Annotated in this window: 24 protein-coding genes; 8 read left to right on the forward strand and 16 right to left on the reverse strand. The window is 62.6% G+C overall.

Going from position 1 to position 26,016, the window contains the following annotated elements:
• Positions 1-25 precede the first annotated feature (25 nt).
• The 11 genes from ABLV49_RS12415 to ABLV49_RS12465 all read right to left on the reverse strand — a co-directional run bounded on the left by ABLV49_RS12415 (position 26) and on the right by ABLV49_RS12465 (position 11,073).
• A complete protein-coding gene (locus ABLV49_RS12415; protein WP_349276784.1) occupies positions 26-1,366 on the reverse strand; it encodes a DNA recombination protein RmuC in 1,341 nt (446 codons plus the stop codon).
• Positions 1,367-1,381: 15 nt separating this feature from the next.
• Positions 1,382-2,368 carry a 2-hydroxyacid dehydrogenase gene (locus tag ABLV49_RS12420; protein ID WP_349276786.1) on the reverse strand — a complete coding sequence of 329 codons (987 nt, stop codon included), beginning with the start codon at positions 2,366-2,368 and terminating at the stop codon, positions 1,382-1,384.
• An 18-nt stretch (positions 2,369-2,386) separates the two neighbouring features.
• Positions 2,387-3,799 (reverse strand): sodium:proton antiporter, encoded by a 1,413-nt coding sequence (locus ABLV49_RS12425; RefSeq protein ID WP_349276788.1) that lies wholly within the window; start codon positions 3,797-3,799, stop codon positions 2,387-2,389.
• Between the two features lie 25 nt (positions 3,800-3,824).
• Positions 3,825-5,024: a nicotinate phosphoribosyltransferase gene (pncB, locus tag ABLV49_RS12430; RefSeq protein WP_349276789.1), complete on the reverse strand. Its 1,200-nt coding sequence runs from the start codon at positions 5,022-5,024 to the stop codon at positions 3,825-3,827.
• A 93-nt stretch (positions 5,025-5,117) separates the two neighbouring features.
• Positions 5,118-5,471, reverse strand: a complete 354-nt coding sequence (locus tag ABLV49_RS12435; RefSeq protein WP_349276791.1) for an FKBP-type peptidyl-prolyl cis-trans isomerase — start codon at positions 5,469-5,471, stop codon at positions 5,118-5,120.
• 61 nt (positions 5,472-5,532) lie between these two features.
• Positions 5,533-6,174 carry an ABC transporter ATP-binding protein gene (locus ABLV49_RS12440; protein WP_349276793.1) on the reverse strand — a complete coding sequence of 214 codons (642 nt, stop codon included), beginning with the start codon at positions 6,172-6,174 and terminating at the stop codon, positions 5,533-5,535.
• Positions 6,167-6,925 carry an ABC transporter ATP-binding protein gene (locus ABLV49_RS12445; protein WP_349276794.1) on the reverse strand — a complete coding sequence of 253 codons (759 nt, stop codon included), beginning with the start codon at positions 6,923-6,925 and terminating at the stop codon, positions 6,167-6,169. The genes ABLV49_RS12440 and ABLV49_RS12445 overlap by 8 nt, the downstream gene beginning before the upstream one ends.
• Complete coding sequence (locus ABLV49_RS12450) at positions 6,925-8,793, reverse strand: ABC transporter permease (protein ID WP_349276796.1); 1,869 nt, start codon at positions 8,791-8,793, stop codon at positions 6,925-6,927. Before ABLV49_RS12450 ends, ABLV49_RS12445 begins: the two co-directional genes overlap by 1 nt.
• A gap of 86 nt (positions 8,794-8,879) precedes the next feature.
• Positions 8,880-9,653, reverse strand: coding sequence for a nitroreductase (locus ABLV49_RS12455; RefSeq protein ID WP_415838267.1), 774 nt, complete (start codon positions 9,651-9,653; stop codon positions 8,880-8,882).
• A complete protein-coding gene (locus ABLV49_RS12460; RefSeq protein ID WP_349276798.1) occupies positions 9,650-10,093 on the reverse strand; it encodes an acyl-CoA thioesterase in 444 nt (147 codons plus the stop codon). The genes ABLV49_RS12455 and ABLV49_RS12460 overlap by 4 nt, the downstream gene beginning before the upstream one ends.
• Positions 10,094-10,116: 23 nt before the next feature.
• Positions 10,117-11,073, reverse strand: coding sequence for a histone deacetylase family protein (locus ABLV49_RS12465; protein WP_349276799.1), 957 nt, complete (start codon positions 11,071-11,073; stop codon positions 10,117-10,119).
• A gap of 174 nt (positions 11,074-11,247) precedes the next feature.
• Here ABLV49_RS12465 and phaP point away from each other — a divergent pair, with 174 nt between their 5' ends.
• On the forward strand, positions 11,248-11,790 hold the full coding sequence (gene phaP / locus ABLV49_RS12470; RefSeq protein WP_011801013.1) for a phasin family protein: 543 nt from the start codon (positions 11,248-11,250) through the stop codon (positions 11,788-11,790).
• Between the two features lie 241 nt (positions 11,791-12,031).
• Here the strand turns inward: phaP and ABLV49_RS12475 are convergent, their stop codons facing one another.
• Positions 12,032-12,943 carry a patatin-like phospholipase family protein gene (locus tag ABLV49_RS12475; RefSeq protein WP_415838266.1) on the reverse strand — a complete coding sequence of 304 codons (912 nt, stop codon included), beginning with the start codon at positions 12,941-12,943 and terminating at the stop codon, positions 12,032-12,034.
• A gap of 101 nt (positions 12,944-13,044) precedes the next feature.
• Between ABLV49_RS12475 and ABLV49_RS12480 the strand changes: the two genes are divergently transcribed.
• The 4 genes from ABLV49_RS12480 (at position 13,045) to ggt (ending at position 17,710) form a co-directional block, all read left to right on the forward strand.
• Positions 13,045-14,103 carry an extracellular solute-binding protein gene (locus ABLV49_RS12480; protein WP_349276803.1) on the forward strand — a complete coding sequence of 353 codons (1,059 nt, stop codon included), beginning with the start codon at positions 13,045-13,047 and terminating at the stop codon, positions 14,101-14,103.
• A 169-nt stretch (positions 14,104-14,272) separates the two neighbouring features.
• Positions 14,273-15,040 carry a 3-hydroxyacyl-CoA dehydrogenase gene (locus ABLV49_RS12485; RefSeq protein ID WP_349276804.1) on the forward strand — a complete coding sequence of 256 codons (768 nt, stop codon included), beginning with the start codon at positions 14,273-14,275 and terminating at the stop codon, positions 15,038-15,040.
• Positions 15,041-15,212: 172 nt separating this feature from the next.
• Entirely contained in the window at positions 15,213-15,674 is a 462-nt protein-coding gene (locus ABLV49_RS12490; RefSeq protein WP_349276806.1) for a hypothetical protein, read from the forward strand.
• Between the two features lie 179 nt (positions 15,675-15,853).
• Entirely contained in the window at positions 15,854-17,710 is a 1,857-nt protein-coding gene (ggt, locus tag ABLV49_RS12495) for a gamma-glutamyltransferase (protein ID WP_349276808.1), read from the forward strand.
• An 81-nt stretch (positions 17,711-17,791) separates the two neighbouring features.
• On the opposite strand, the gene ABLV49_RS12500 is transcribed toward ggt, so the two are convergent.
• Positions 17,792-18,685 carry a YihY/virulence factor BrkB family protein gene (locus ABLV49_RS12500; protein ID WP_349276810.1) on the reverse strand — a complete coding sequence of 298 codons (894 nt, stop codon included), beginning with the start codon at positions 18,683-18,685 and terminating at the stop codon, positions 17,792-17,794.
• Between the two features lie 136 nt (positions 18,686-18,821).
• On the opposite strand from ABLV49_RS12500, the gene dnaG reads away from it, so the two are divergent.
• Both dnaG and rpoD read left to right on the forward strand, forming a co-directional pair.
• Complete coding sequence (gene dnaG, locus ABLV49_RS12505) at positions 18,822-20,852, forward strand: DNA primase (RefSeq protein WP_349276811.1); 2,031 nt, start codon at positions 18,822-18,824, stop codon at positions 20,850-20,852.
• A 401-nt stretch (positions 20,853-21,253) separates the two neighbouring features.
• Positions 21,254-23,461, forward strand: a complete 2,208-nt coding sequence (rpoD, locus tag ABLV49_RS12510; protein WP_349276813.1) for an RNA polymerase sigma factor RpoD — start codon at positions 21,254-21,256, stop codon at positions 23,459-23,461.
• 175 nt (positions 23,462-23,636) lie between these two features.
• Here the strand turns inward: rpoD and ABLV49_RS12515 are convergent, their stop codons facing one another.
• The gene (locus ABLV49_RS12515) at positions 23,637-24,260 is read right to left on the reverse strand and encodes an IS630 family transposase (protein ID WP_349276506.1); all 624 of its coding nucleotides are present in this window, start codon (positions 24,258-24,260) and stop codon (positions 23,637-23,639) included.
• Positions 24,175-24,708 (reverse strand): helix-turn-helix domain-containing protein, encoded by a 534-nt coding sequence (locus ABLV49_RS12520; RefSeq protein ID WP_349276815.1) that lies wholly within the window; start codon positions 24,706-24,708, stop codon positions 24,175-24,177. The genes ABLV49_RS12515 and ABLV49_RS12520 overlap by 86 nt, the downstream gene beginning before the upstream one ends.
• Before the next feature lie 72 nt (positions 24,709-24,780).
• Here ABLV49_RS12520 and ABLV49_RS12525 point away from each other — a divergent pair, with 72 nt between their 5' ends.
• Positions 24,781-24,966 (forward strand): DUF3606 domain-containing protein, encoded by a 186-nt coding sequence (locus ABLV49_RS12525; protein WP_349276816.1) that lies wholly within the window; start codon positions 24,781-24,783, stop codon positions 24,964-24,966.
• Between the two features lie 70 nt (positions 24,967-25,036).
• Here ABLV49_RS12525 and ABLV49_RS12530 read toward each other — a convergent pair whose 3' ends face one another.
• Complete coding sequence (locus ABLV49_RS12530) at positions 25,037-26,008, reverse strand: TRAP transporter substrate-binding protein (RefSeq protein WP_349276818.1); 972 nt, start codon at positions 26,006-26,008, stop codon at positions 25,037-25,039.
• Positions 26,009-26,016: the final 8 nt, after the last annotated feature.

Genomic DNA, 26,016 nt, shown 5'->3' on the forward strand with positions numbered 1-26,016 from the left:
TCCGGCGGCCCGCTGGACCGCCGCGTTAATCCAGTTCCTTGTCCAGCGGAATCAGCCGGACCGCGTCAGCCTCGGGCAGGGCCTCGACATTGCGCAGGGCCTTGCCCATGACGCGGCTGCGCTGCTCGGCGCTGGTCAGGGTGTTGAGCACGGTTTCGGTCTGCGACTTGACCTTGGCCAGCACGTCGCCGAACTTGCCGAACTCGGTCTTGACCGCGCCCAGCACCTGCCACACCTCGCTGGAACGCTTTTCCAGCGCCAGCGTCCTGAAACCCATCTGCAGGGAGTTGAGCATGGCCAGCAGCGTGGTCGGACCGGCCAGCGTGATGCGATGGTCGCGCTGCAGGCATTCGATCAGGCCGGGGCGGCGCAGCACCTCGGCGTACAGGCCCTCGGTCGGCAGGAACAGGATGGCGAAGTCGGTCGTATAAGGCGGCTCGATGTACTTTTCGCAGATCGATTTGGCTTCCAGGCGGATGCGCACCTCCAGCGCCTTGCCCGCGACCTCGGCGCCCGGCCCGTCGGCGCGCTGCTGCGCATCGAGCAGGCGCTCATAGTCTTCGTTGGGAAATTTCGCATCAATCGGCAGCCACAGCGGCTCGCCCGAGTCGGAGCGGCCCGGCAGCTTGATGGCGAAATCGACCGGATTCTTGCCGCCGCGCCGGGTGACGACCTGCGCGGCGTACTGGTCCACGGTAAAGACCTGTTCGAGCAGCGCCGCCAGTTGCGCCTCGCCAAAAATGCCGCGCGTTTTCACGTTGGTCAGCAAATGCTTGAGGTCGCCCACGCCCTGCGCCAGCGTCTGCATTTCGCCCAGCCCCTTGTGAACCTGTTCCAGCCGGTCGGCGACCTGCTTGAAGCTCTGGCCCAAGCGGGTTTCTAGCGTGTCATGCAGCTTTTCATCGACCGTGCGGCGCATCTCGTCGAGCTTGGCGGCATTGCTTTGCTGCAGTTGCGCCAGCTGCCTTTCCAGCGTTTCACGCACCTCAAGCATGCGGCGCGCGTTCGATTCGCTGACCGACTGCAGCTGCGTCGCCAGCGTGTCCGACAGGCTTTTCTGCAACAGGCCAAGCTGGCGGGAAAACGCATCGATCTGCGTGTTCTGCGTGCGGGTGGCTTCGGCGCCCTGCTGCACCAGCGCCTGCTGGAAGGTGGCGAGCGTCGCTGCCAGTTCCTGGCGGCTGCTGCGCGAGTTGTCGCTGATCTCGCGCCGCAGTTCGCGCTCCAGCCGGTCATTGACTTCCGCAAAGCCGTTCAGCAGCTCGGCATTTCCATCGCCTGCAATTTCCGCCGGTTTGCGCACCGCCAGCCAGACCAGCAAGAGCAGGTTGGCCAGCAGCAAGGCCATCATCAACCAGGACTCCATGAATCAGTTCGCTATTTATTTGATAGCTATAACCGCAGGATTCAAGGGCGTAAGTGGCTTGTTTTCCTTGAAAAATCCGATCAGGTTGCCGGCCGCCAGGCTGGCCATCGCCAGGCGCGTTGGAATCGTGGCGCTGGCAATGTGCGGCGTCAGCACGACATTGGGCACCGTCAGCAGATCGGGATGCACCGAGGGCTCGCCTTCAAACACATCCAGGCCCGCCGCCGCAATCGTCTTGTTGCGCAGGGCCGCTGCCAGGGCGGCGTCATCGACGATGCCACCGCGCGCGATATTGACCAGCGTGGCGGTCGGCTTCATCAGCGCCAGCTCGGCCGCGCCGATGCTGTGGTGCGATGCCGGCGAATACGGCAGCACCAGCACCAGGTGGTCGGCGGTCTTGAGCAACTCTTCCTTGCCGACATAGCCGGCCTTGCATTCAGCTTCGAGTGCAGCGTCCAGCCGGGAGCGGTTGTGGTAAATCACCTTCATGCCAAAGCCGTGCGCGCCGCGTTTGGCAATGCCCTGCCCGATGCGGCCCATGCCCAGAATGCCCAGCGTGGAGCCATGGATGTCGGAGCCGGCGAACATGTCGTAACTCCACTTCGTCCATTTTCCGGCGCGCAGGTAATGCTCGCTTTCGGTGATGCGCCGGGCCGTCGCCATCAATAGGGCAAAGCCGAAGTCGGCGGTGGTTTCGGTCAGCACGTCGGGCGCGTTGGTGGCCAGCACGCCGGCGGCGGTCATCGCGGCAATGTCAAAATTGTTGTAGCCGACGGCCATGTTGGCGCAGATTTTGAGCTGGGGACAGGCGGCCAGCACCTCGGCATCAATGCGGTCGCCGCCGGTGGTGAAGGCGCCGTCCTTGTCCTTGAGGCGCGCTATCAGTTCGGCCTTGGACCAGCTTGCGTCGGCCTGATTGGACTCGACGTCGAAATGCGCTTCCAGCCGGGCGATGATTTCAGGAAAGACGGCGCGGGCAATCAGGATTTTCGGTTTGCTCATGGGAAATGTCTGCTTTCTTTATTTGAACCAGATAAAAGTCATGATGATGAACAGCGGAATCAAGACCCCGCCCGACCACAGCATGTAGCCAAAGAAGCTCGGCATTTTGACATCGCGCTCTTCGGCGATGGCCTTGACCATCAGGTTGGGGGCATTGCCGATGTAGGTATTGGCACCCATGAAAACGGCGCCGGCCGAAATCGCCGCCAGGGTCGAGGCGAACGTGGTCATCATCGCCTGCGCGTCGCCGCCGGCGGTATTGAAGAACACCAGGTAAGTCGGCGCATTGTCCAGAAAGGAGCTGAGCATGCCGGTGGCCCAGAAGTACATCGCCGGATCGGGCGTGCCGTCGGGCCGTGTCACGCTGGACACCACCGCACCGAACGGGCCGCTGGTGCCGGCCTTGAGCATGGCAATCACCGGAACGATGGTCAGGAAAATGCCCGCGAACAGCTTGGCCACTTCCAGCATCGGCCCCCAGGAAAACTGGTTGTCGGCATGGACTTTGGCCGCCGTGATGTTCAGCGACAGCAAGGTGATGGCGACCAGCCCGGCATCACGCACCAGGCCCGGCAGGCCGACATCGGTGCCGGCGATGTTGAACACCACGGCCGACTTCCAGATGCCGCTGAGCAGCACCAGCCCCGCCACGGCGGCCAGCAGCCAGAAATTGGCGGCCCCGTCAAAGCCGATGCGCCGGGTGTCGGGTGTCGGGTCCAGCGGCATGAGTTCTTCGCGGCGGTGATAAAACCACGCGTCGAGGGCATAGAAAATGGCCAGCAGGCTGCCGATCAGAAACAGCGTTTCCGGGAAGATATGGCTGACGGTCCAGAAAAAATCCACGCCCTTCAAAAATCCCAGGAACAGCGGCGGATCGCCCAGCGGCGTCAGCGAGCCGCCGGCGTTCGAGACAATGAAGATGAAGAACACCACCACATGCGCCTTGTGCGCGCGGTTGTCATTGGCCCGGATCAGCGGCCGAATCAGCAGCATCGAGGCGCCGGTGGTGCCCATGAAACTCGCCAGCACCGCGCCAACGCCCAAGATGGCCGTGTTCAGCCCCGGGCTGCCGTGCAGGTTGCCCCGGATATGGATGCCGCCCGCCACGGTAAAAAGCGCCGTCAGCAACAGGATGAAGGGAATGTATTCCTCCAGCAGCGCATGCATGAAGCTGAAAGCCGCCATGCCCGGGCCGTAGATCAGCGCAAAAGGCAGCAGGAAAGCCAGCGACCAGGCGGCTGACACCTTGCCAAAATGATGGTGCCAGAATGAAGGCGTCAGCAGCGGCAGCAGCGCAATCGACAGCAGCAGGCCGGCAAATGGAACGCCCCACAGCACCGACAGCTGGCTGCCGTCCATCGAGGCCGCGAACGACAGGCCGGGCCATAGCGACAGCAGCGCAACAGCGCCAAGCCAGCGGAAAACGCTCATTGATATATTCAGCTTGCGCATGCCACTAGGCCGCTGGCGATGCAATCTCGAAAACCTGGCGCAGGTAGGCCAGGTATTTTTCGTCGTCGCACATGTTCTTGGACGGTGTGTCGGACAGCTTGGCCACCGGCTGTCCGTTGCAGCGCACCATCTTGATGACGATTTGCAGCGGTTCATAGCCCAGGTCGTTGGTCAGGTTGGTGCCAATGCCGAAGGCCAGCTGGCAACGGCCCCGGAACTGCCGGTACAGCTCGATGGTTCTGGGCACCGTGAGCGCGTCGCTGAAAATCAGCGTCTTGGTCTTGGGATCGACACGGTTTTCGACGTAGTGCGAGATCATGCGCTCGCCCCACTGGAACGGGTCGCCACTGTCGTGGCGCGCGCCGTCGAACAGCTTGCAGAAATACAGGTCGAAGTCGCGCAGGAAGGCATTCATGCCATACACGTCCGACAGCGCAATGCCCAGGTCGCCCCGGTATTCCTTGGCCCACATTTCAAAGCCGAACACCTGGCTGTCGCGCAAACGCGGCCCGAGCGCCTGGCAAGCCTGCAGATACTCGTGCGCCATGGTGCCCAGCGGCGTCAAGTCCAGCTTCATGGCAAACAGCACATTGCTGGTTCCGGCCAGCTGTCCCTCGGCGCCCGTGCCCAGGCGGGTCACCAGCGTGCGCAAAACTTCTTCATGCCAGGCCTTGCCGAAACGCCGGCGCGTTCCGTAGTCGGCGATTTTCAGCTCTCCGATGCCACCGATCTGCAAGGCCGCTATTTTCGTGTCCAGGCGCTTGCGGCCTTCGCTCAGGTCGGGCTGCTTGCGGGTATTGCGGAAATAGACCTCGTTGACGATGGCCAGCACCGGGATTTCAAACAGGATGGTGTGCAGCCACGGCCCCTTGATCGAGATTTCAATCTCGCCCGACGGCAAGGCGGCGACATGGAGGTATTTTTCGTTGAGCTTGAACAGCCCCAGGAAATCGACAAAATCGCTCTTGATGAAACGCAGGCTCTTCAGGTAGGCCAGTTCGGCATCCTGGAAGTGCAGTTGGCAGAGTCCGCGAATTTCCTCGCGGATCTCGTTCACATACGGCGCCAGATTGCCAATGCCGGGCGCGCCGGCGTTGCGGCACTTGAATTTGTATTCGACCTCGGCGCCGGGAAACTGGTGCAGCACCACCTGCATCATGGTGAACTTGTACAGGTCGGTATCGAGCAGGCTGGTGATGATCATGGTGAACCCGGAAGGTGGCCCGCCCGTGGCAGGTAATGCGGTGCGCAGGCCCGCTGCCGGGCCTGGCGTTGATGTCAAGCCCTTGCGGCCTGATCAGGTTCCCAGGAAGTCCACTTCAAACAGCAGGGTTGCATTCGGCGGAATCACGCCGCCCGCACCGCGCGCGCCGTAGCCGAGTTCCGAGGGAATGACCAGGCGGCGCGTACCGCCGACCGACATCCCCTGCACGCCCTCGTCCCAGCCCTTGATGACTTCGCCGGCGCCGAGCGAGAACTGGAAGGGCTGGCCACGGTCCTTGCTGGAGTCGAATTTCTTGCCCTGCACACCGTCGTTGTACAGCCAGCCGGTGTAGTGCACCTTGACATATTGGCCGGCCTTGGCGATGGCGCCGGTGCCCAGCACGGTGTCTTCGTATTGCAGTCCCGAGGCGGTGGTGGTGGTTGTCATGGCAATGTCCTTTTAACGATGGATTGAAAAATGAATCAGCGGCCCCAAACGGGGCTGATTTTTACGAGTCCCTGACTTTACCCGCAACCAGCCACAGCAACCGGTCCGCGCGCGACGCCAGCAGGCGATTTTGCTCAACCACCAGCAGCGCCATGCCTTCGCGCCTGAGGGCCAGCAGCGCATCGCGAATCGACTCGACCAGCACCGGCGCAATGCCTTCGCAGGGCTCGTCGAGCAGCAGGATTTTCGGGCCGGTCATCAGGGTGCGGGCAATCGCCAGCATCTGCTGCTGGCCGCCGCTCATCTGCGCGGCGGGCCGGTTCAAGAGCGTTTTCAGGACCGGAAACAAATCGAGCGCCCGGGCTTCATGGGCCTTGGCATCCCGGCCCGCAGCCACATGCAGGTTCTCGCGCACCGTCAGTTCGGTGAACAGCCGGCGGTCTTCAGGCACATAACCCAGGCCGGCCTGCGCGCGCCGATGGGTTTCCCAGCGCTCGATGGCCACGGCGCCCGAGGGCAGCGGGTAGCGAATGGCGCCTTCGGTGCGCACTTCCAGGCCCATGATGGCCTTGAGCAGCGTCGATTTTCCCGCGCCGTTGAGCCCCTGCAGCACCACCAGTTCACCGGCAGCCACCCGCAGCGACACCCCGAACAGGGCTTGCGCGGGGCCGTAAAAGGCGCTGAGCTGGTCCAGCTCAAGCATGCTCGCCTCCTGGGTCCAGGCTTTCACCCAGGTAGAGCCGGCGCACTTCGGCATCGCGGGAAATTTCTTTGAACGAGCCCTCGGCGGCCAGCCGGCCTTCAATCAGCACCAGCACCCGGTCGGCCACGCCGGCCACGGCGTCCATGTTGTGCTCGGTGTAGAGCACGGCCATGCCCTGCCCAGCCAGTTGCTTCACCAGCCGCATCAGGCTGGCGCGCTCGGCCTCGGCCAGGCCGGCGGCGGGTTCGTCAAGCAGCAGCAGCCGGGGGCGGGCAGCCAGCGCCATGGCCAGTTCGAGCCGCTTTTTGGCGCCATAAGGCAGGCTCAGGGCATCGTCATGGGCCAGCGCCAGCAAGCCGGTTTCCTCAAGCAGCGCCTGAGCCGCTTCGCGCGACTGCCCATCGAGCCTTTTGAAGGCCGAAATGGCCTTTTGCGCAATACCAGCTTGCATGGCCAGCTGCACATTTTGTAGCACCGTGAGGGCTTCAAAGACCTGCGCCACCTGGAACGTGCGCGCCACGCCGTGCCGCAGTCGCGCCGCCGGACTGAGCTTTTCCAGCGCCTGGCCGTTCCACGCGATATGCCCGCCGGTCAGCGGATACTGGCCGGCGATGCAGGCAAAGCAGGTCGATTTTCCGGCGCCGTTGGGGCCGATCAGCGCCACGCATTCGCCTGCGGCCACCTCAAAGCTCACGCCATCGACCGCGTGGATGCCGCCGAAATGCTTGACCAGTTGCCGGACCTGCAGCATCAGCGGCTCCCCGCGATGGCACGCTGGCGCCACCCGGCCAAGCGTGAAAGCAGGCCCAGCAGCCCCGACGGCGAAGCCACCATGATCAGCATGATGAACACGCCCAGCAAGCCGCGCCAGTAAGTCACTTCGCGGCCCAGTTCGGCCCCCAGATAGGTCAGCACCAGGCTGCCGACAACCGCGCCCCAGAGCTGATGCACGCCGCCCAGCAGCACCACCAGCAAGGCATCGACCGAAGTGGCCACGGCCGCCAGCGACGGAAACACCGCGCCCTTGTGCGCCGCAAACAGCCCGCCCGCCAGCCCCGCCAGCACCGCGCTTTCGACAAAAACGCGGTATTTCAGCCAGCCGACCGACAAGCCAGACGCCGCAGCGCGCAAGGGTGCATCGCGCACGGCCTGCAGCGCCGCGCCCATCACCGACTGGCTTAAAAACCGCAGCGCGAAAACCGAGATCAAAGCCAGCGCCACCAGCAGCGCATAAAAAACCGGCCGGCCGTCGTCAGTCACCAGCGCGAGGCCAATCAGCCCGTTGTCGCCGCCCGTCAGGCTCACCCATTGCGCCGCGCCGGCCCAGACCACCTGCGCCAGCGCCAGCGACAGCATCGCCAGGTACACGCCGCTGCTCCTGACCACCGCCGCGCCGAACACGCCAGCGACGGCCAGCGCCGCGCCGCAGCCCGTCGCCAGCGCCACCGGCAGCGTTGCACCCCACAGGCTGTGCGACAGCGCCGCGCCGTAAGCGCCGAGGGCAAAAAACGCCGCATGGCCAAAGCTGACCAGCCCGCCCAGCGCCATCATGGACTGCAGGCTGATGCCGAAAATCATCAGGATCAGCGCATCGGCGGCCAGCGCCTGCCAGTAGGCCCCGCCCGACCAGGCCAGTCCAGCCAGCAACACGAAGGCCAACGCAATCACCGACGTCCAGGCGCGCCCCAGCCGAAGACCGCGAAACTTCTGCGCCGCCTCCCGGTGACCGCCCTGCTCTGGCGAACTGCCCTTGAGCCCCTGCGGCCGGAACACCAGCACCACCGCCATGGTCAAAAACACGACGACCAGCGTCGCCTGGGGAAACGCGGCGGTACCGAAGGCATGCACCAGACCGATCAGCAGGGCCGCGACAAACGCGCCGCCAATGCTGCCCAGCCCGCCGGTCACGACGACCACGAAGGTTTCGACGATCACGTTCATGTCCATTTGCAGATGCGCCGGTTCGCGCGGCAGCTGCAGCGCGCCGCCCAGCCCGGCCAGCGCGCAGCCCAGCACCACCGCGCCCAGCATCAGCGGCTTCGGATTGACGCCCAGCGCGGCCAGTATGGAGCGGTCCTGCGTGGCGGCGCGCAGGCGCTGGCCAAACAGCGAACGGCGCAGCAGCAGGTGCAGGCCCAGCCAGACCAGCGGCCCGAGGGCAATCATCGCCAGCTGGTACACGGGGAAAAATTCGTCGCCGATCTGCACCGAGCCCTTGAGCCCCGGAAAACGCGGCGCAAACACCTCGTCCGGCCCGAAGCCCCACTGCATCGCGTCATGCATCGCCAGCGTGAGGCCGAAGGTGGCGACCAGCTGGTACAGCTCGGGCGCGTCCGACATTCGCCGCAACAAGAGATATTCGGCTATTGCGCCCGCCAGTCCTGCGCAGGCAGCTCCTAAAAAAATAGCAATCAGGTAAAGCAGGCCACTTTCGCCCCAGGCCGGAAACCAGTTCGTCACCCAATGCGCGGTGAACAGCGCGCCCAGCATGAAAAAACTGCCATGCGCGAAATTGACGATCCGCGTGACGCCGAAAATCAGCGTCAGCCCCGCCGCCATCAGGAACAGCGTCGTGGCATAAGACAGTCCGCCGAGCAGCTGGACGACGGAAAAGGTCATTGCGCCGCAGGGCCGCCCCAAGGCGCAAAAGCCCCCTCGGGGGGCAGCGCATTACACGCAGTGAAAAGCGTGGGGGGCATTCCTTTTCAATCCAGCCAGGTCGTGAATTCGGCGGCACTGACACGCGGCGTGCGAAAGGTGTTGACCCGCGCCGACTCGTCGGCATAGCCCAGTGAAATGCCGCACACCAGCATCTCGTTGTCGCCCGCGCCGATGTGCGGCATGATGATTTTCGCAAAGCCGTTCCACGCGGCCTGCGGGCAGGTGTGCAGGCCGTGGCCGCGCGCGGCGATCATGAAGTTTTCCATGAACATGCCGTAGTCCAGCAGCGAGCCCCGGCCCATCACCCGGTCCAGCGTGAACATCAGGCCCACCGGCGCATCGAAAAACCGGTAGTTGCGCTGGTGCTGCGCATGCATCTTGTCCTTGTCGCCCTTGGTGATGCCCAGCAGCCCGTACAGGCCCCAGCCGTTTTCGCGCCGGCGGTCAATGTAGGGCGACACCCATTTTTCCGGGTAGTAGTCGTACTCTTCCCTGTATTCGGAAGCCAGCGCCGGGTCGTCGCGCAGGGCGTCATGCGCCTGGCAAACCTTCTCGCTCAAGCTGTCCTTGCTGGCGCCCTGCAGCACATAGGCTTTCCACGGCTGGGTGTTGGTGCCCGACGGGGCGCGGCTGGCGAGTTCGAGCAGATGCAGGATGGTTGCCCGGGGCACCGGCGTTGGCAAAAACTCGCGCATCGACTGGCGGCTTTCTATCGCATGATCCACCGCGTTGACGGGCGGCTGGCAGGCGCTGGCAGGCGCATCGTCAGGGGCAAAATCGCCAGCCACGACGGGATGGGAAGAATGGTTTCGGTTCACTTCAGCAGCTCCAGTACAGACAATAATTCAGGGGGCAAGACGGCGGGCCGGCGCGTGGCGCGGTCCACATACACATGGATGAAATGGCCTTTGGCGGCGCACGGCAGGCTTTCGTCAGCGGCAAACAGCGCGACCTCGTAACGCACGCTGGACGCGCCGATGTGCGCCACGCGAATGCCGGCGACCACGGGTTCGGGAAAGGCCAGCGGCGAAAAATAGTTGCATTGGGTTTCAACCACCAGGCCGATCACGCTGCCGGCATGGATGTCGAGCGCGCGGCGCTCGATCAGCAGGCCGTTGACGGCGGTGTCAAACCAGCTGTAATAAACGACGTTGTTGACATGGCCGTACAGGTCGTTGTCGGACCAGCGGGTGCCGATGGCGCGAAAAGCTTTGTAGGCATGGCGGTATTCGGCCTGGGGGCGTGGAGTCAGGGTCATTGAAGCGCCATTTTGCCAGTGCATCAGCGCGCCGATTGCCATTTCTGCCAATACGCCAGCGCCACCCGGTAGGTGTTCATCTGCACCTGAACGGTCTCGTCGATGTTGACGCCGTAGCCGCCCGCCATCGAAAAAGCCAGCGGAATGCGGCGCTGCCAGGCCCAGTCGAAGACGCGGCGGTCGCGCGCTTCCAGCCCGTCAAAGCTCAGGCTCAACCGCCCCAGCCGGTCGCCTGCAAACGGGTCGGCGCCCGCCAGGTACAGGACCAGGCCGGGCTCGAAGCGCCGCTCCAGCTCGTCCAGGGCATGCTCCAGCGCCTGCAGGTAGGGCGCGTCCAGGCAGCCGTCGGGCAGCTCGACATCCAGGTCGCTGGCTTCCTTGCGGAACGGAAAATTCTTTTCGCCGTGCAGCGACAGCGTGAACACGCTGGTGTCGCTGGCAAAAATGCTGGCCGTGCCATTGCCCTGGTGGACATCGAGGTCAATCACCGCGACCTGCAGCGGCCGCCTGGCCTGGCGATGCTGGCGCGCCCATTCGGCCTGCATCAGCCGGGCAGCCACCGCCGCATCGTTGAAGACGCAAAAACCGCCGCCCTTGTGGGCATAGGCATGGTGCGTGCCACCGGCCAGGTTGGCCGCGATGCCTTCGGGACGCGAACCTGGAGCCAGCCCAAGCGCCCTGCGCGCCGCCGCCACGGTGGCCCCGGCCGAACGGCGCGCGCGCTCGGCCATGCCTTCGCTCCAGGGAAATCCGATCTCGCGCTGGGCCGGCGCGGGCAGCGTGCCGTGGGTGATGGCCTGTATATAGGCAGGTGTGTGCACCAGGGCCAGTTCGCCATCGCTGGCGGCCGGTGCCTGCATCATCCGCACCGCAGGCAGTTCACCGACCAGGCGCTCGCGCAGCAGCTTGTATTTGCGCATGGGAAAGCGGTGCCCGGTGGGCAGCGGCAAAACAAAGTTGTCGGCGTAGAAAGCTTGCACGGGCCATTCATCCTCAAATAACTGATTTAAATCAGAGTAACGCATCTAGATTGCTGCGATGCAACAGAAAACGGTTGCAATGTCACGCGTTTCTTCTATAATTATTTCCATGTTGCAGTGCAGCAATTCAGCGCAAAGCAACTATCAACCTTAACTACATATTGGAGATTACTTATGCTGACCGCTGAACAACTCATGGCCTCCCACAAAGCCAACATCGAAACCCTGTTTGGTTTGACCCAAAAGGCCTTCGAAGGCGTCGAAAAGCTGGTTGAACTGAATGTTCAAGCCACCAAGGCTGCACTGGCCGAAACCGCCAACAACGCGCAAGCCGTGCTGAACGCGAAAGACGCACAAGAACTGTTGGCCCTGCAAGCCAGCATGGTCCAGCCCCTGGCTGAAAAAACCGCTGCCTACAGCCGTCACCTGTATGACATCGCCCAATCCGCCGGTGCTGAATTCAGCAAGACGCTGGAAGGCCAGACCGCTGAAGCCCAGAAGAAGTTTGCCGACCTGGTTGAAAGCGCCACGCAAAATGCACCTGCCGGTTCCGAAACCGCAGTGACCATGATGAAAAGCGCCATGACCGCTGCCAACTCCGCCTTCGAGTCGGTACAAAAAGCCGTCAAGCAAGCCGGCGACATGGCCGAAACCAACTTCAACACGGTATCCGAATCCGCCGTGAACGCGTCCAAAAGCGTTTCCAAGAAGCGTTAATTTTCAATGAGCTTTCGGTGCCCTGCGCACCTTGAGAGTTCATGGAGCCTGCTTCCTGAAACCAGTTCAAACGGGCTGGTTTTCAATCAGTTGTCTCCTCGGTTCCCTGCAGAAACATCAGGTTTCGAGGTTCCGTTAAGCCCAATCGCGAGATTGGGCTTTTTTTTGGTCAAATCAGGCGTTTGCGCACATCCAGCAAGCACAGGCAGCTATCGAAAGAAGAGCAGGCACAAGGCGGCATTCAAGGAACAGCCAGCATGCCGGCGGCCAGTTTCGCCTTCAGCGCCGGAAGCGCCGCCAGCATGGCCGCCCGGCCCGAATCAATGGCCAGCTTGCGGGCCGAAAAATCGGCACTCTTCAAGCCAACCAGCGAAGGCCGCACCACCACATCGGCTTCCTTGAGTTCGTACTGGTTGATGCTTTTTCCCATGATGGCAAAGGTCTGCAGCAAAATCTGCAGCGTGTCTCCAGCCGGGTTGCCCTCGGGCGGGCTCGAAATGTCCACGGCAATCACCACGTCGGCGCCCATCTGCCGGGCAAAGCGCACCGGCACCGGCGACACCAGGCCGCCATCGACATATTCATGCCCGCTGATCTTCACCGGCACGAACACCGCCGGCACCGCGCTGGACGCCCGCACCGCCGTGCCGGTGTCGCCGCTGCGAAACAGCACCGCCTTGCCGCTGTTGAGGTCGGTGGCCACGATGCCCAGCGGAATCGCCATGTTCTCGATCAGCCGCCCGCCCACCAGCTGGTTGACATAGCGGCCCAGCGCATCGCCGCGAAACATGCCCTTGCCGATGATCGGCAGCATCCAGTCGGTGATGGCCACCTCTTCCATGCTGAGCGCGGTCTGCTGCAGCTGGGCGCTGGTCTTGCCGGTGGCATAAATCGCCGCGACCAGGCTGCCGGCCGATGTGCCCACCACGACCTGCGGCCTGAGCCCGGCCTCTTCAAGCACCGCAATCACGCCGACATGGGCAAAACCGCGCGCCGCCCCGCCGCCCAGCGCCAGGCCGATCTTCAGCGGCTTCCTGAGGGCTGGCGCCGTGCCGACATCCGGCGCAACCGGCTTGACGGGCGCCACCGGCGTCGAAGTGCAGCCCGCGACCAACAGGGCAGGAAGCACCAGTTTTGCCAGCCACCCCAGCATGGGCCTGCAGGCCACGGATACGCCAGCAGCCCCAAAGATATTGCGACTAATTCGCATTTGCATTAAACTCATTAACTTTCAAGCCTTCAGGATTTTTCAAGATGATCAAAAGCGCGCCAATTTTTACCGGTCTTGCCCTTGCTGCCGCTGCCTTGTTCGGTGCCGCGGGCAGCGCAAGCGCCCAGGAACAGGTCGTCAACCTGTATTCTGCCCGCCACTACCAGACCGACGAGGCGCTGTACAGCAACTTCACCAAGGCCACCGGCATCAAGGTGAACCGGGTGGATGCTGACGATGCCGGCATCCTGGCGCGTCTCAAGGCCGAAGGCGCGGCGTCTCCGGCCGACGTGATTTTGCTCGTTGACGCCGCCCGCCTCTGGAAAGGCGATGTGGACGGCCTGTTCAAGCCGATCAAGTCGCCCGCGCTTGAAGCGGCCATTCCGGTCAACCTGCGCGCCAAGGCAGGCGCCGAAGGCACGACCTGGTTCGGTTTCTCCACCCGCGCCCGCGTCGTGGTGTACGACAAGATGAAGGTCAAGAAGGCCGACGTTGACACCTACGAAGAACTCGCCGATCCGAAAAACAAGGGCCTGCTGTGCACCCGTTCAGGCGCGCATCCCTACAACCTGTCGCTGTTTTCGGCCGTCACCGAGCATCTGGGCGAGGCCAGGACCGAGCAGTGGCTCAAGGGCCTGGTCGCCAACATGGCGCGCGACCCCAAGGGCGGCGACACCGACCAGATCAAGGCCGTGGCCAGCGGTGAATGCGGCGTGGCGCTGACCAACTCGTACTACCTGGCGCGCATCATGCGCTCGAACGCCCCCGAGGACAAACTGGTGGCCGACCGCATTGGCGTGGTGTTCCCGAACCAGGAAAGCTGGGGCACGCACATCAACATCGCCGGCGCCGCCGTCGCCAAAAACTCCAAGAACACGGCCAATGCGGTCAAGTTCATGGAATACCTGGCCAGCCCTGATGCGCAAAACTATTTTGCCAACGGCAACAACGAATGGCCTGCCGTGCCCAGCGTGCAGCTGAGCAACCCGGCACTCAAGGCGATGACCGGCGGCAGCTTCAAGTCGGAAACCATTCCGGTCAGCGCCATCGGCTACAACCAGACCAAAGTCCAGCAAATGCTGGACCGCGTGGGCTACAAATAAGCAAGACAAGCGCTTGCACTTGCCCCAAGGCCCGGTCATTGGAAGATGGCCGGGCTTTTTCATGCGCCATAATTGATGGCTGGATTGACGTTGACGTAAACGTCAAACCGTTTTGTGTATCCCCTCGCTTTCCCATTTTTTTCAACCTTTCAATTTCAAGGAACATCCCATGGACATCGCAGGCAAAGTATTCATCGTCACCGGTGGCGCATCAGGTCTGGGTGAAGGCACGGCGCGCATGCTGGTGGCCAACGGCGGCAAGGTCGTGATTGCCGACATGCAGGCTGAAAAAGGCGAAGCCATCGCCAAGGAACTGGGCGACGGCATTGCCGCTTTCGTCAAGTGCGACGTGAGCCAGGAATCCGACGGCCAGGCCGTGGTGGCCAAGGCCGTGTCCATGGGCAAGCTGATGGGCCTGGTCAACTGCGCCGGCATCGCGCCCGGCGAGAAAACCATCGGCAAAAATGGCGCGCACACGCTGGCGACCTTCACCAAGACCATCACCGTCAACCTGGTGGGCAGCTTCAACATGATCCGCCTGGCCGCCGAAGCCATGGCCAAAAACGAACCCGAAGCCACCGGCGAGCGCGGCGTGCTGATTTCCACCGCCTCCGTCGCCGCCTACGACGGCCAGATGGGCCAGGCCGCCTACAGCGCCTCCAAGGGCGGCGTGGTCGGCATGACGCTGCCGATTGCCCGCGACTTGGCGCGCAACGGCATCCGCAACATGACGATTGCCCCCGGCATTTTCGGCACGCCGATGATGTTCGGCATGCCGCAGGACGTGCAGGACTCGCTGGCCGCCGCCGTGCCCTTCCCTTCGCGCCTGGGCACGCCGCAGGACTATTCCAAGCTGGCCAAGCACATTTTTGAAAACGACATGCTCAACGGTGAAGTGATCCGCCTGGACGGCGCGATTCGACTGGCGCCGCGCTAAGCCCCGGCACTTTCCGGATAAAGCCAAGGAATGTTCTGACCGTCCGTACGGTCAGAACGTCACCGGAAACGTCACTCCGGCTAATTGCGCTTGAACGCCACTTTAATTCCCCGCTCAAGGCATTTGTGCCCCATACTTGCTGCACTGCAACATTTTTAACAAGAGCCATCACATGTTCACCAACACTCCTTTCGAATCCATCGCCAAAACCATGAAGGAAAATGCGGAGAAATTCAACCCCGCCGCTTCCCAGGAAGCGTTCAAGCCGGTGATGGAACAACTCAAGGCCTGGGGCGACCTGGCCCAGAAACAAGCACAGGGTGCGCAAGCCGCCGTGGCCGAGACCGTCGAGTCATTCAAAAGCATCAAGGAGCCGCAAGCCGCCTTTGAAGCCATGAAGGCATCCGCTGAAAACGGCATTGCGATGGCGACACAGAACCTGAAAGATGTCACGGCCCTGGGCGTTGCTCAATTCCACTCCAGCGTCGATGCGTTCCAAAAGGCCCATCCAGCACCGGAAGCTTTTGCAACCGTGGGCAAAGGCCTGAAGGATGCTGCATCCAAGGTGGAAGAAACCTTGGAATCTGCCCTGAAGAATGGCTCTGCCGCAGTCAAGAAGGCACGCGCTTCTTAAGCCAGGCAGTCTTGCGCCGCCTGCAACGGGCGGCGCTGTCTTTACTCTCTTTTTGATAGCTGGCTGCGCCCGCCCCTCTTGCGCAGAAGGCCTAAATGGCCATTAAATAGCAGCGCTTCCCTTTCCAGACCTCCCAGCCTCACGTACCATGGCTCCTCATTACTTCCCGAGGAGATTGCATGAAACGCCTGCTGACTTCCGTTGCCCTGGCTGCCTTGCTGGCGGCCTGCGCCAGTTCTCCGACCAGCCCGTTTGCGTACACCGCGCCGACCCAGCAGCCTGAAGGTTCGTCGGGTTTCACGCCCAAGCCCGGCTGGGCCACCACCCAATTTGCCGTCGCAGCCGCCAATCCGCTGGCAACCGATGCGGGCTACCAGATCCTGAAGGCCGGCGGCTCGGCGATTGATGCGGCGATTGCCGTGCAAATGGTGCTGACCCTGGTCGAACCGCAGTCCAGCGGGATTGGCGGCGGCGCGTTCCTGCTGCATTCCAACGGCCGCGCGGTCGAGGCCTTTGATGGCCGCGAGACGGCGCCGGCTGCGGCCGATGAAAAACTGTTCCTGGGCGCGGACGGCAAGCCGATTCCGTTTTACGAGGGTGTGGTCGGCGGCCGCTCGGTCGGCACGCCAGGCACGGTGCGCATGCTGGAGATGGCGCACCAGCAATACGGCAAGCTGCCCTGGGCCCAGCTTTTTGCACCGGCCATCGAGCTGGCCGACAACGGCTTCAAGGTCAGCGCCCGGCTGAACACGCTGCTCAAGGATGAAAAATACCTGAAGAACGACCCCACGGCGGCGGCCTACTTCTACAAGGCCGACGGCACGCCGGTCGATGCGGGCGCCACCCTGCGCAACCCGGCGCTGGCCGACGTGCTGCGGCAAATCGCCAGCAAGGGATCGAACGCGCTGCTGACCGGCACCGTCGCGCAGGCCATCGTCACCAAAGTGCAGGGCCACGCCGGCAATCCCGGCAAGCTGGCCCTGAGCGACCTGGCCAGTTACCAGGCCAGGAAGCGCGATCCGATCTGCTCCGACTACAGCGCCAACGCCCAGGCCTACCGCCTGTGCGGCATGCCGCCACCGAGTTCGGGCGCCATCGCCATCGGGCAAATCCTGGGAATATTGAACAACACGCCGGCCGCCACGCTGGGGCTGGTGACTGGCATGGGCGGCGTACCCGGCACCACCGGAGCCACGCCATCGGCCGACTGGCTGCACCTGTACACCGAAGCCTCGCGGCTGGCCTTTGCCGACCGGGCTCAGTACCTGGGCGACCCGGACTTCGTGCAGCCGCCCGGCGGAAGCTGGATGAGCCTCTTGGCGCCCGGCTACCTGAGCGAGCGCGCCAAGCTGATCCAGGTGACCGGCCCGAGCATGAAGACCGCCAAGCCCGGCGTTCCGGGCGAAGTCAGGACGGCTTACGCCCCCATGCCCGACCAGATTGAACACGGCACCTCGCACATCAGCATCGTGGACAGTTTCGGCAACGCGATTGCCATGACCACGACGATTGAAGACCAGTTCGGCTCGCGCCTGATGACCGATGGCGGCACTGGCAAGGCAGGCGGCTTTTTGCTGAACAACGAGCTGACCGATTTCAGCTTTGCGCCGGTGGATACCGAAGGCAAGCCGGTCGCCAACCGCGTGCAGGCCGGCAAGCGGCCGCGCTCGTCCATGGCGCCGACGCTGGTGTTCGACAAAAATACGAACCAGCTCGTCATGAGCGGCGGCAGCCCCGGCGGCGCGCTGATCATCCACTTCACCGCCAAGACGATCTATGGCGTGCTGAACTGGGGCCTGATGCCGCAGCAGGCGATTGACCTGCCCAACTTTGCGTCGCTGAACGGCCCGACCCTGCTGGAGGAAAAGCGCTTTGCACCGGCCACGGTCGAAGCCCTGCGGGCGCGCGGCGCCGAAGTGCGCGAGCAGGCCATGACCAGCGGACTGCAGGCCATCACGCGCGGCCAGGCCCACGGCATGCCGCTGTGGCTAGGCGGCGCCGACCCGAGGCGCGAAGGCCTGGTGATGGGGGATTGATAGCAAGACAGGCCTTCTGCGCTTGTCTGGCGGGCGAAGGCAGCTATGTTTTCAGTAGCATTTCAATCGTAAAAGCCAGCATCAGGTTTGCAGGGGCTGGGCCGGCGCATTCGGTCCGACGGTGCCGATGCGCTCGTATTCCGAGATCACCTGCGCGCCCAGCAGCAGCAGCGTGGCGGCGATTTCCAGACTCAGCAGCACGACGATGGCTGTGGTCAGCGAGCCATACACCACGCCGACCTGCGACAGCGTGGCAAAGTACCAGACCAGCACATGGCGCGTCACTTCCCAGAGCAGCGCCGCTGTCACGCCGCCGATCAGCGCGCGGCGCAGCGACAACTGGCCGACCGGCATCACCAGGTAAACCGACGTCAGCACGAAAATCTCGCCCGTCAGGCCCAGCAGGTACAGCAGGACGGCTGAAAATCCGCTAAGCGACCAGTTCCAGCCCAGGAACTCGATGCTTTTGTCGCCCAGCGCCTGAAAACTTCCGGCCACCAGCGTCACCAGCAGAAAACCCAGCCCCAGGCAAAAGATGTAACAGTAAGGCAGCACGGCCGAGACCAGGAAGTGGCGCCGCCGGATGGCCACGCGGTGCAGGAAAATCACCGACATGGCGTTTTCCAGCACGGTGAACGCCAGCGAGCTGAAAAACAGCATCGTGACCAGCAAGACCCAGCCCATGACTTCCCGGTGCGCGAGGAAATTGGTCAGCTCCTTGACAATGACATTGGATTCCCCAGGCGCCAGCCAGCCGATGTAGCGGCCCAGCGATGCCAGCAGCGCGTCCTGGTCAACCACATGCGACAGCGCAATCGCAATCAATATGAGCAGCGGAACAATCGACAGCAAGGCGTAGTAGGCCACCGCGCCGGCCAGCAGCAGGCCCTGGTTGGCGCGAAAACCCTTGATGATCTGCAGCGCGAAAGCGCCGGGGTGGCTGAGCACATAAGCGGCCTGCGGTTCAAGGGTCATGGGGTCTGGCCACGGCCATGCGGGGCGGAAAAAGAGTGGCATTCATTATGCGCGGCAGGCTTTGTCACCGGCAGACCCTTTCGCCCGGGCTTGTGTAGGCCGCTATGCTTAAATTGGACTTCAAACTTTGTAATCCATGGCCATACCCCAATCATTTATCCAGGAACTTCTGGCGCGCACCGACGTGGTCGATATCGTCGGGCGCTACGTGCAGCTCAAAAAAGGCGGCGCCAATTTCATGGGCCTGTGCCCGTTTCACGGCGAAAAATCGCCGTCCTTCAGCGTCAGCCCGTCCAAGCAGTTCTACCACTGCTTTGGCTGCGGAAAAAACGGCAATGCCATCAGCTTTCTGATGGACCACGCCGGCATGACGTTCATCGAAGCGGTGAAAGACCTGGCCCAGCAGTACGGCCTGCAGGTTCCCGAAGACGACGTTTCGCCCCAGGACCGAGCCAGGGCGGCGCAGGCGCGCGAGCAGCAGGCGACGCTGACGAGCGTGCTTGAAAAAGCCGGCCTGGCCTACATCAGGAGCCTGCGCACGTCGGAGCGAGCCATCCAGTACTTCAAGCGGCGCGGTGTTTCGGGTGAAATCGCCAAGACCTTCGGGCTGGGTTACGCCCCCGAAGGCTGGCGCAGCCTGGCCAGCGTGTTTCCCGACTACAACGACCCCTTGCTGGTCGAAAGCGGCCTGGTCATTACCGGCGAGCCCGGCGAAGAAAACGCCGCTGGCGAGGCCAAGCGCTACGACCGTTTCCGCGACCGGGTGATGTTTCCGATTCGCAACGTCAAGGGCGAATGCATCGGTTTTGGCGGCCGGGTGCTGGGCGACGAAAAGCCCAAATACCTCAATTCGCCAGAAACCCCGGTGTTCAGCAAGGGCCGCGAGCTGTACGGCCTGTTTGAAGCCCGGACCGCACTGCGCGAGCACGGCTACGCGCTGGTCACCGAAGGCTATATGGACGTGGTGGCGCTGGCGCAGCTGGGCTTTGCCAACGCCGTCGCCACGCTGGGCACGGCCTGCACGGCCGAGCATGTGCAAAAACTGTTCCGCTTCACCGATTCGGTGGTGTTCAGCTTTGACGGCGACAGCGCCGGCCGGCGCGCGGCGCGCAAGGCGCTCGACGCCGCCCTGCCCTTTGCCAGCGACGTGCGCACCGTCAAATTTTTGTTTCTGCCGGCCGAGCACGACCCGGACAGCTTCATACGCGAGCATGGCAAGGAAGGCTTTGCCGCCTATGTCGCCAAGGCCGTGCCGCTGAGCCGGTTTTTGATCGAAGCGGCTGCGGAAGGCTGCGACCTGGACACCGCCGAGGGCCGCGCCCACATGGCCAGCAATGCCAGGCCGCTGTGGAGCGCACTGCCCGAAGGCGCGATCAAGCCGCAACTGCTGGCCGAAATCGCCGAGCAGGTGATGATTGACAGCAGGGAACTGCTGCAGCTCTGGCAACCCGCCTCGGGCGGGCGCAAACCGTATTACAAAAAGAATAGCGGCCCGCCCCCACAGCCCCAGAACTTCCGGCCCGAAACTCCTGCGCCCGAGCTGGACCACGGCATGCCCGAGTTCGGGGACTATCCGCCCATGGGCCTGCACGACGAGCCCGATTACGCATCGTCGGAGCCTTACTTTTCGCAGCCGCCCGCCTATTCACCGTCGCCGGTCGCCCCATCGGGCAAACCGGGAAAATTCGGCCGCAAGCCCTTCTCGTCCGGCAGCGCACCGCGCCGGATGACGGGCCGCATCCTGCCGGCCAGCCGTGAAGACCGGGTGCTCAGGCTGCTGCTGACCGAGCCGCAAAGCTGGGACCGGCTCAGCACCGAGGAACATCATTTGCTGCTCGCCCTGCCGGCGCCGCACGGGCCGCTGTTTGCGTGGCTCGAAAGCCAGTTGCACGAGCATGGCCCGCAGTCCTGGGCCGTCCTGCGCGAAGGCCTGCGCAGCCATGCCCATGAACACCATGCCGTGGCCCAGTTTGCAGAAGTGCTTGAAGGCGTGGATTACGACTGGGACGAAATGCGCAGAATCCTGGCCCATCTACTCGGCTTGCAACAGCAAAGGGAAATCGACGATCTCATCGCCCGCGTACCCAACGAACCCGCTGTTTTGGAGCGTTTACGCGAATTGCTGGCGCAATCCCTGGCCGGGAAAACACCTCAAAAACCCGCATGAATACAGGCAGAACACAGGTTGATACGGTATAATCCGATTTTTCTCGGCAAGCGCGACAGCAGCACCTCCGGCACCGGCCCCCTTCAGTCAAGGGAAACTCCACCAGGAGACGGCCAACTTCCCGCAAGGACTGCATTCCAAATGTTCGCCCAACCAGCTTGCCCAAAAAATCAAGCGTCCATGTGCTCCCCCCAGCACCGGCCGCTTTTATTTTTGACCGCTTCCGCTTTGAATCCTGAATGTTTGCCGCATGTTTCCTGACTCCGGTCCGGGCGCCAGCGCATGCATGTTTGGTACGGGTACTGAGCTTGAAAAATCCGGAAAACCCGCCATATCCATTAAACCCAGTACGCAACATGTCCCGGTGAATCAAAAAGCTTCCTGATTCCGCGAACCCTGATATGTCTTTGAAGAAAGTTCCTGCCGTGCAGCCCAAGTCCACCCAAGCCCAACTTCTCGCCGCTGCAGACGCCCTGCTGAAAAGCGCCGCGCCTGCCAAAAAGAAACCCGGCCGCCCGCCCAAGGCTCCGGCCGCAGCAGGTGCGCCCGTGGCCGCTGCCGCCGTCAAGCGCGCGCCCCGCAAAACCAAGGAATCGGGCCTGGACGGTGATGAAGACCTGTCCGACATCGAAGCCGAGTTCGCCGAAGAGCCGGCAGCCGTCGAAGCCACGGCCACCACCGAAAAGGTCAAGCCGCTGCGCATGAAGATCAGCAAGGCCAAGGAACGCGCCTTGATGAAGGAGTTCGGCCTGGACGAAACCGTGCTGTCCGAAGAAGACATCCTCAAGCGCCGCGTGCGCCTGAAAACCCTGATCAAGCTCGGCAAGACGCGCGGCTACCTGACGCACGGCGAAATCTCCGATCACCTGCCCGACAAGCTGGTCGATGCCGAAACGCTCGAAGTCGTCATCAACATGCTCAACGACATGGGCGTGGCCGTGTACGAGCAGGCGCCCGACGCCGAAACGCTGCTGCTGAACAACACCGGCGCCACCGTGGCGACCGAGGAAGAAGCCGAGGAAGAAGCCGAAGCCGCGCTGTCCACCGTCGATAGCGAGTTCGGCCGCACCACCGACCCGGTGCGCATGTACATGCGCGAGATGGGCACGGTCGAGTTGCTGACGCGCGAAGGCGAGATCGAAATCGCCAAGCGCATCGAGGGCGGCCTGATGCGCATGATGGAAGCGATTTCCGAAAGCCCGGCGACGATTGCCGAAATCATGCGGCTGGCCGATGACATCCGCGAAGGCAAGGTCGTCATCTCCACCGTGGTCGATGGGTTCTCTAACCCCAACGAGGCCGATGACTATGTGGCCGAGGAAGACTTCGACGAGTTCGACGAAGACGACGATGACGACGGCAAGGGCGGCTCCAAGGCGCTGACCAAGAAGCTCGAAGAGCTGAAGAAAGAAGCGCTCAGCCGTTTCGAGAAGGTTGGCGAATATGCCGAAAAAGTCAAAAAGCTCTACGAAAAAGAAGGCTACGGCGGCCCGACGTACCTGAAGACGCAAAAAGCCCTCAGCGACGAGCTGATGACGGTGCGTTTTACCGCCAAGACGATTGAAAAGCTGTGCGACCTGCTGCGCGGCCAGGTGCTGGACGTGCGCAAGAAGGAGCGCGAGCTGCGCCGCATCATCGTCGAGAAGTGCGGCATGCCGCAGGAAGTCTTCATCAAGGATTTCCCACCCAACCTGCTGAACCTGAAATGGGTTGAAAAACAGGTCGCCGCCGGCAAGCCGTGGTCCAACGTCATGGCGCGCAACATTCCGCCGATTCAGGAATTGCAGACCAAGCTGGGCGAGCTGCAGGCGCGCGTCGTGGTGCCGCTGCTGCACCTCAAGGACATCAACAAGCGCATGAACGAAGGCGAGTCCAACTCGCGCGACGCCAAGAAGGAAATGATCGAGGCCAATCTGCGCCTGGTGATTTCGATTGCGAAAAAGTACACGAATCGCGGCCTGCAGTTCCTCGATTTGATCCAGGAAGGCAACATCGGCCTGATGAAGGCGGTGGACAAGTTCGAATACCGTCGCGGCTACAAGTTCTCGACCTACGCGACCTGGTGGATTCGCCAGGCCATCACGCGCTCGATTGCCGACCAGGCCCGGACCATCCGCATCCCGGTCCACATGATCGAGACCATCAACAAGATGAACCGCCTGAGCCGCCAGCACTTGCAGGAGTTCGGCTTCGAGCCCGACGCCAGCATCCTGGCCGAGAAGATGGAGATTCCTGAAGAGAAGATCCGCAAGATCATGAAGATCGCGAAAGAGCCGATTTCGATGGAAACGCCGATTGGCGACGATGACGATTCGCACCTGGGCGACTTCATCGAGGACGGCGCCAACACCGCGCCGTTAGAGGCGGCGATGCAGGCCGGCCTGCGCGATGTGGTCAAAGACATCCTCGACAGCCTGACGCCGCGCGAAGCCAAGGTGCTGCGCATGCGCTTCGGCATCGAGATGTCCACCGACCACACGCTGGAAGAAGTCGGCAAGCAGTTCGACGTGACGCGCGAGCGCATCCGCCAGATCGAAGCCAAGGCGCTGCGCAAGCTCAAGCATCCTTCGCGTTCGGATAAATTGCGCAGCTTTATCGACACGCTCTAAAAATCGATCAACCCGGCAAAACGGCCAGCGCTTGTAAAAAGCGCTGGCCGTTTTTTATGGGCGTTTCAGAAGGGAGTGTGTACCCAGGAAGGGATTGCCTCCCGCCCCGGACCCTAGTATGGTGTTGATTCACGCATCAAACCAACAGGAGGCAACATGTCATACCAATCCCGTGTCATGAGATAACCGAAGCTGAAGGCAGCACTGCCCAGCTGCGGGAGCACAAAGAGCGGATGGCACCAGGGATTTGCGTGAAGGCATTCCAAGCGTCGCAGCAGGCATCCACAATCTGCTCATACCCGTCATAGCAGCGGTTGGCCAGGTGCCGGTCGCGCAGTTGCTGCCACACCTGCTCGGCCGGGTTGAGTTCGGGTGAACCCGCGGGCAGCGGCAGCAATGAGAGGTTGGAGAACTGGGGCAGTTTGGCGGTGGTATGCCACCCTGCACGATCGAGCACCAGCACCGCGTGGCGCCCCGCAGGAACGGCCTCGCTGATGGCCTGCAGGTGTAGGGTCATCGCCTCGGTATTGGCCTGCGGCAGGATCAGGCCAACAGCCGTATCGCGCTGCGCACAGACGGCGCCAAAGATGTATGCCGATTCGGACTGCTGCTGGCGCACCACCCGGGGCCGCGTTCCCTTGCGCGCCCACAGGCGCGTTTGCGTGCCGCGCTGGCCAATGCGCATTTCATCTTGAAACCAAACATCCACTTGCTCAGGCGCAATGCTCGGGGGCAGCGTTGCTGCGACTTCCTGGACGAAGTTTTTTTTTGAATTCGGCTTGTGCCACCGGATCGGCACTGGGACTGACGGCGCGGGCCGAAATCCATACCATGCCCAAGCGCTTCATGAGGTCATACACACCGTTCAAGCTGTAGGCAACGCCGAACTGCCGGTCCAACAACTGGCGAATATCTTTACCCCGAACCCGCCCACCGCCGCGTTCGCACTGGAGTTGTTCGACGGCCTGGCGAAACGCTTCTTCCTGTGCTTTGGCAAGGCGCTGCGTACTCCAGTCGTGCGGCATGCCGGCCAGACGGGCCACGCCGCCAGCGCTAAACCACTGCACCCAGCGCATGACGGCGTGACGGGTCAAGCGCAATGCAGCGGCCACTTCGGTATAGCTCTTGCCGTCCTTGAGGTGCGCCAGCGCGATCAATCGCAGTCGGCGGCGCCCATCCTTTTCCTTGTGGGCCAGACGGTCAAAGTCATAGGGCTGCAGCTGATCAATGATGTGCTGAGATAACATTTTCGTAACCTCCTGCGAGAGCCAAGACTGGTCAGACTCCGATCACTGACTTTGGTTCTTTCTCTGTCGGGATTGGTATCAGATCCACTGACGCACTTCAAACCGCTGGACCCTGGGCGCATCAACCCCATCGACCCGGTCGAGCTGGAATACTGGAGCAAGGAGTTCCACTGCACCGAAGCTGAGCTGGAGCAAGCGGTGGCCCAGGTCGGCGAGCACATCACCTCGGTGCGCGACTACCTGGCGTCGCGCCACTGAGGAAAAACGCCGCCCTGCGCTGGACGGCTCCAGCAGGCGGGCCGATGAAGAAGCGAAGAAGCCTTGGGCTTCATTGCGGAATGATGCTCAGCAACTCCTGCCGGGTGGTCGGGTCTTTCATGTAGCGGTCATACAGCGGCGACATCCGGCGGATCATCGAAGACGTGTCCTTCACCTTGACGAACTGTACGCCCTGCCCTGCAGTGACTTCAAGCGCCAGAGCGACCCGCTTGTTCCACAACTCGCGCATCAGCAAGGCCGACCGGGCACCCGCTGCTGAAAAAGCGGCCTGCTCTTCCTGGCCGAGCTTGCTCCAGAGCTGGGTGGACACCACCAGCGCTTCGGGCGAAATCACATGGTTGGTGACGAAGACATTCTTGGCCACCTTGTAATGGCCGGTGGACTCGTACGAAGGCATGTTGTTTTCCGCGCAATCGATCTTGCCCTGCTGCAGGCCATCGAGCACGTCCTTGTAGGGCAAGGCCACGGGCCTGGCATTGAGCAGCTTGACCATTTCGGTGTAAATCTCGGACTGCTGCACCCGGATGTTGGCGCCCGCCAATTCCCTGACGTTCGTCACCGTCCGGCTGGCGCAGTAAAAGGAACGGGCGCCGCCGTCATACCAGCCCAGCACCACGAAGCCGGCCGCCTTCAGGCTGGCGGCAAAGCGCTGGCCCAGCTTGCCGTCCAGGTGCCGGAACATGTGCGCCGAATCGGTGAACAAAAACGGCAGGTTCAGCACCTTGATGCCGGGCACCGCATCGGACAGGGGGCCGGAGCTGAATTCGGCAATGTCGATTTCCCCGGCCTTGAGCATCTGCACCGCCTTGGGCTGGTCGCCCAGCGTGGCGTTGGAGAAAATCCCGATCTGGTACTTGCCTTGGGTGGTTTTTGCCACCTCTGCGGCAAAGCTTTTCATGGCCTCGGTGACCGGATAGCCATCGGGATGAATGTTCCAGGCGCGCAGCCGCGTCTGCGCCAGGCTCATGCCGGCAGACAGGGCGATTGACAGGCACAAAAGCCCCTTGATGCTTGTACGCATGTGCTTGT

Source organism: Polaromonas hydrogenivorans (genome assembly GCF_040105105.1).
Lineage (GTDB): Bacteria > Pseudomonadota > Gammaproteobacteria > Burkholderiales > Burkholderiaceae_C > Polaromonas > Polaromonas hydrogenivorans.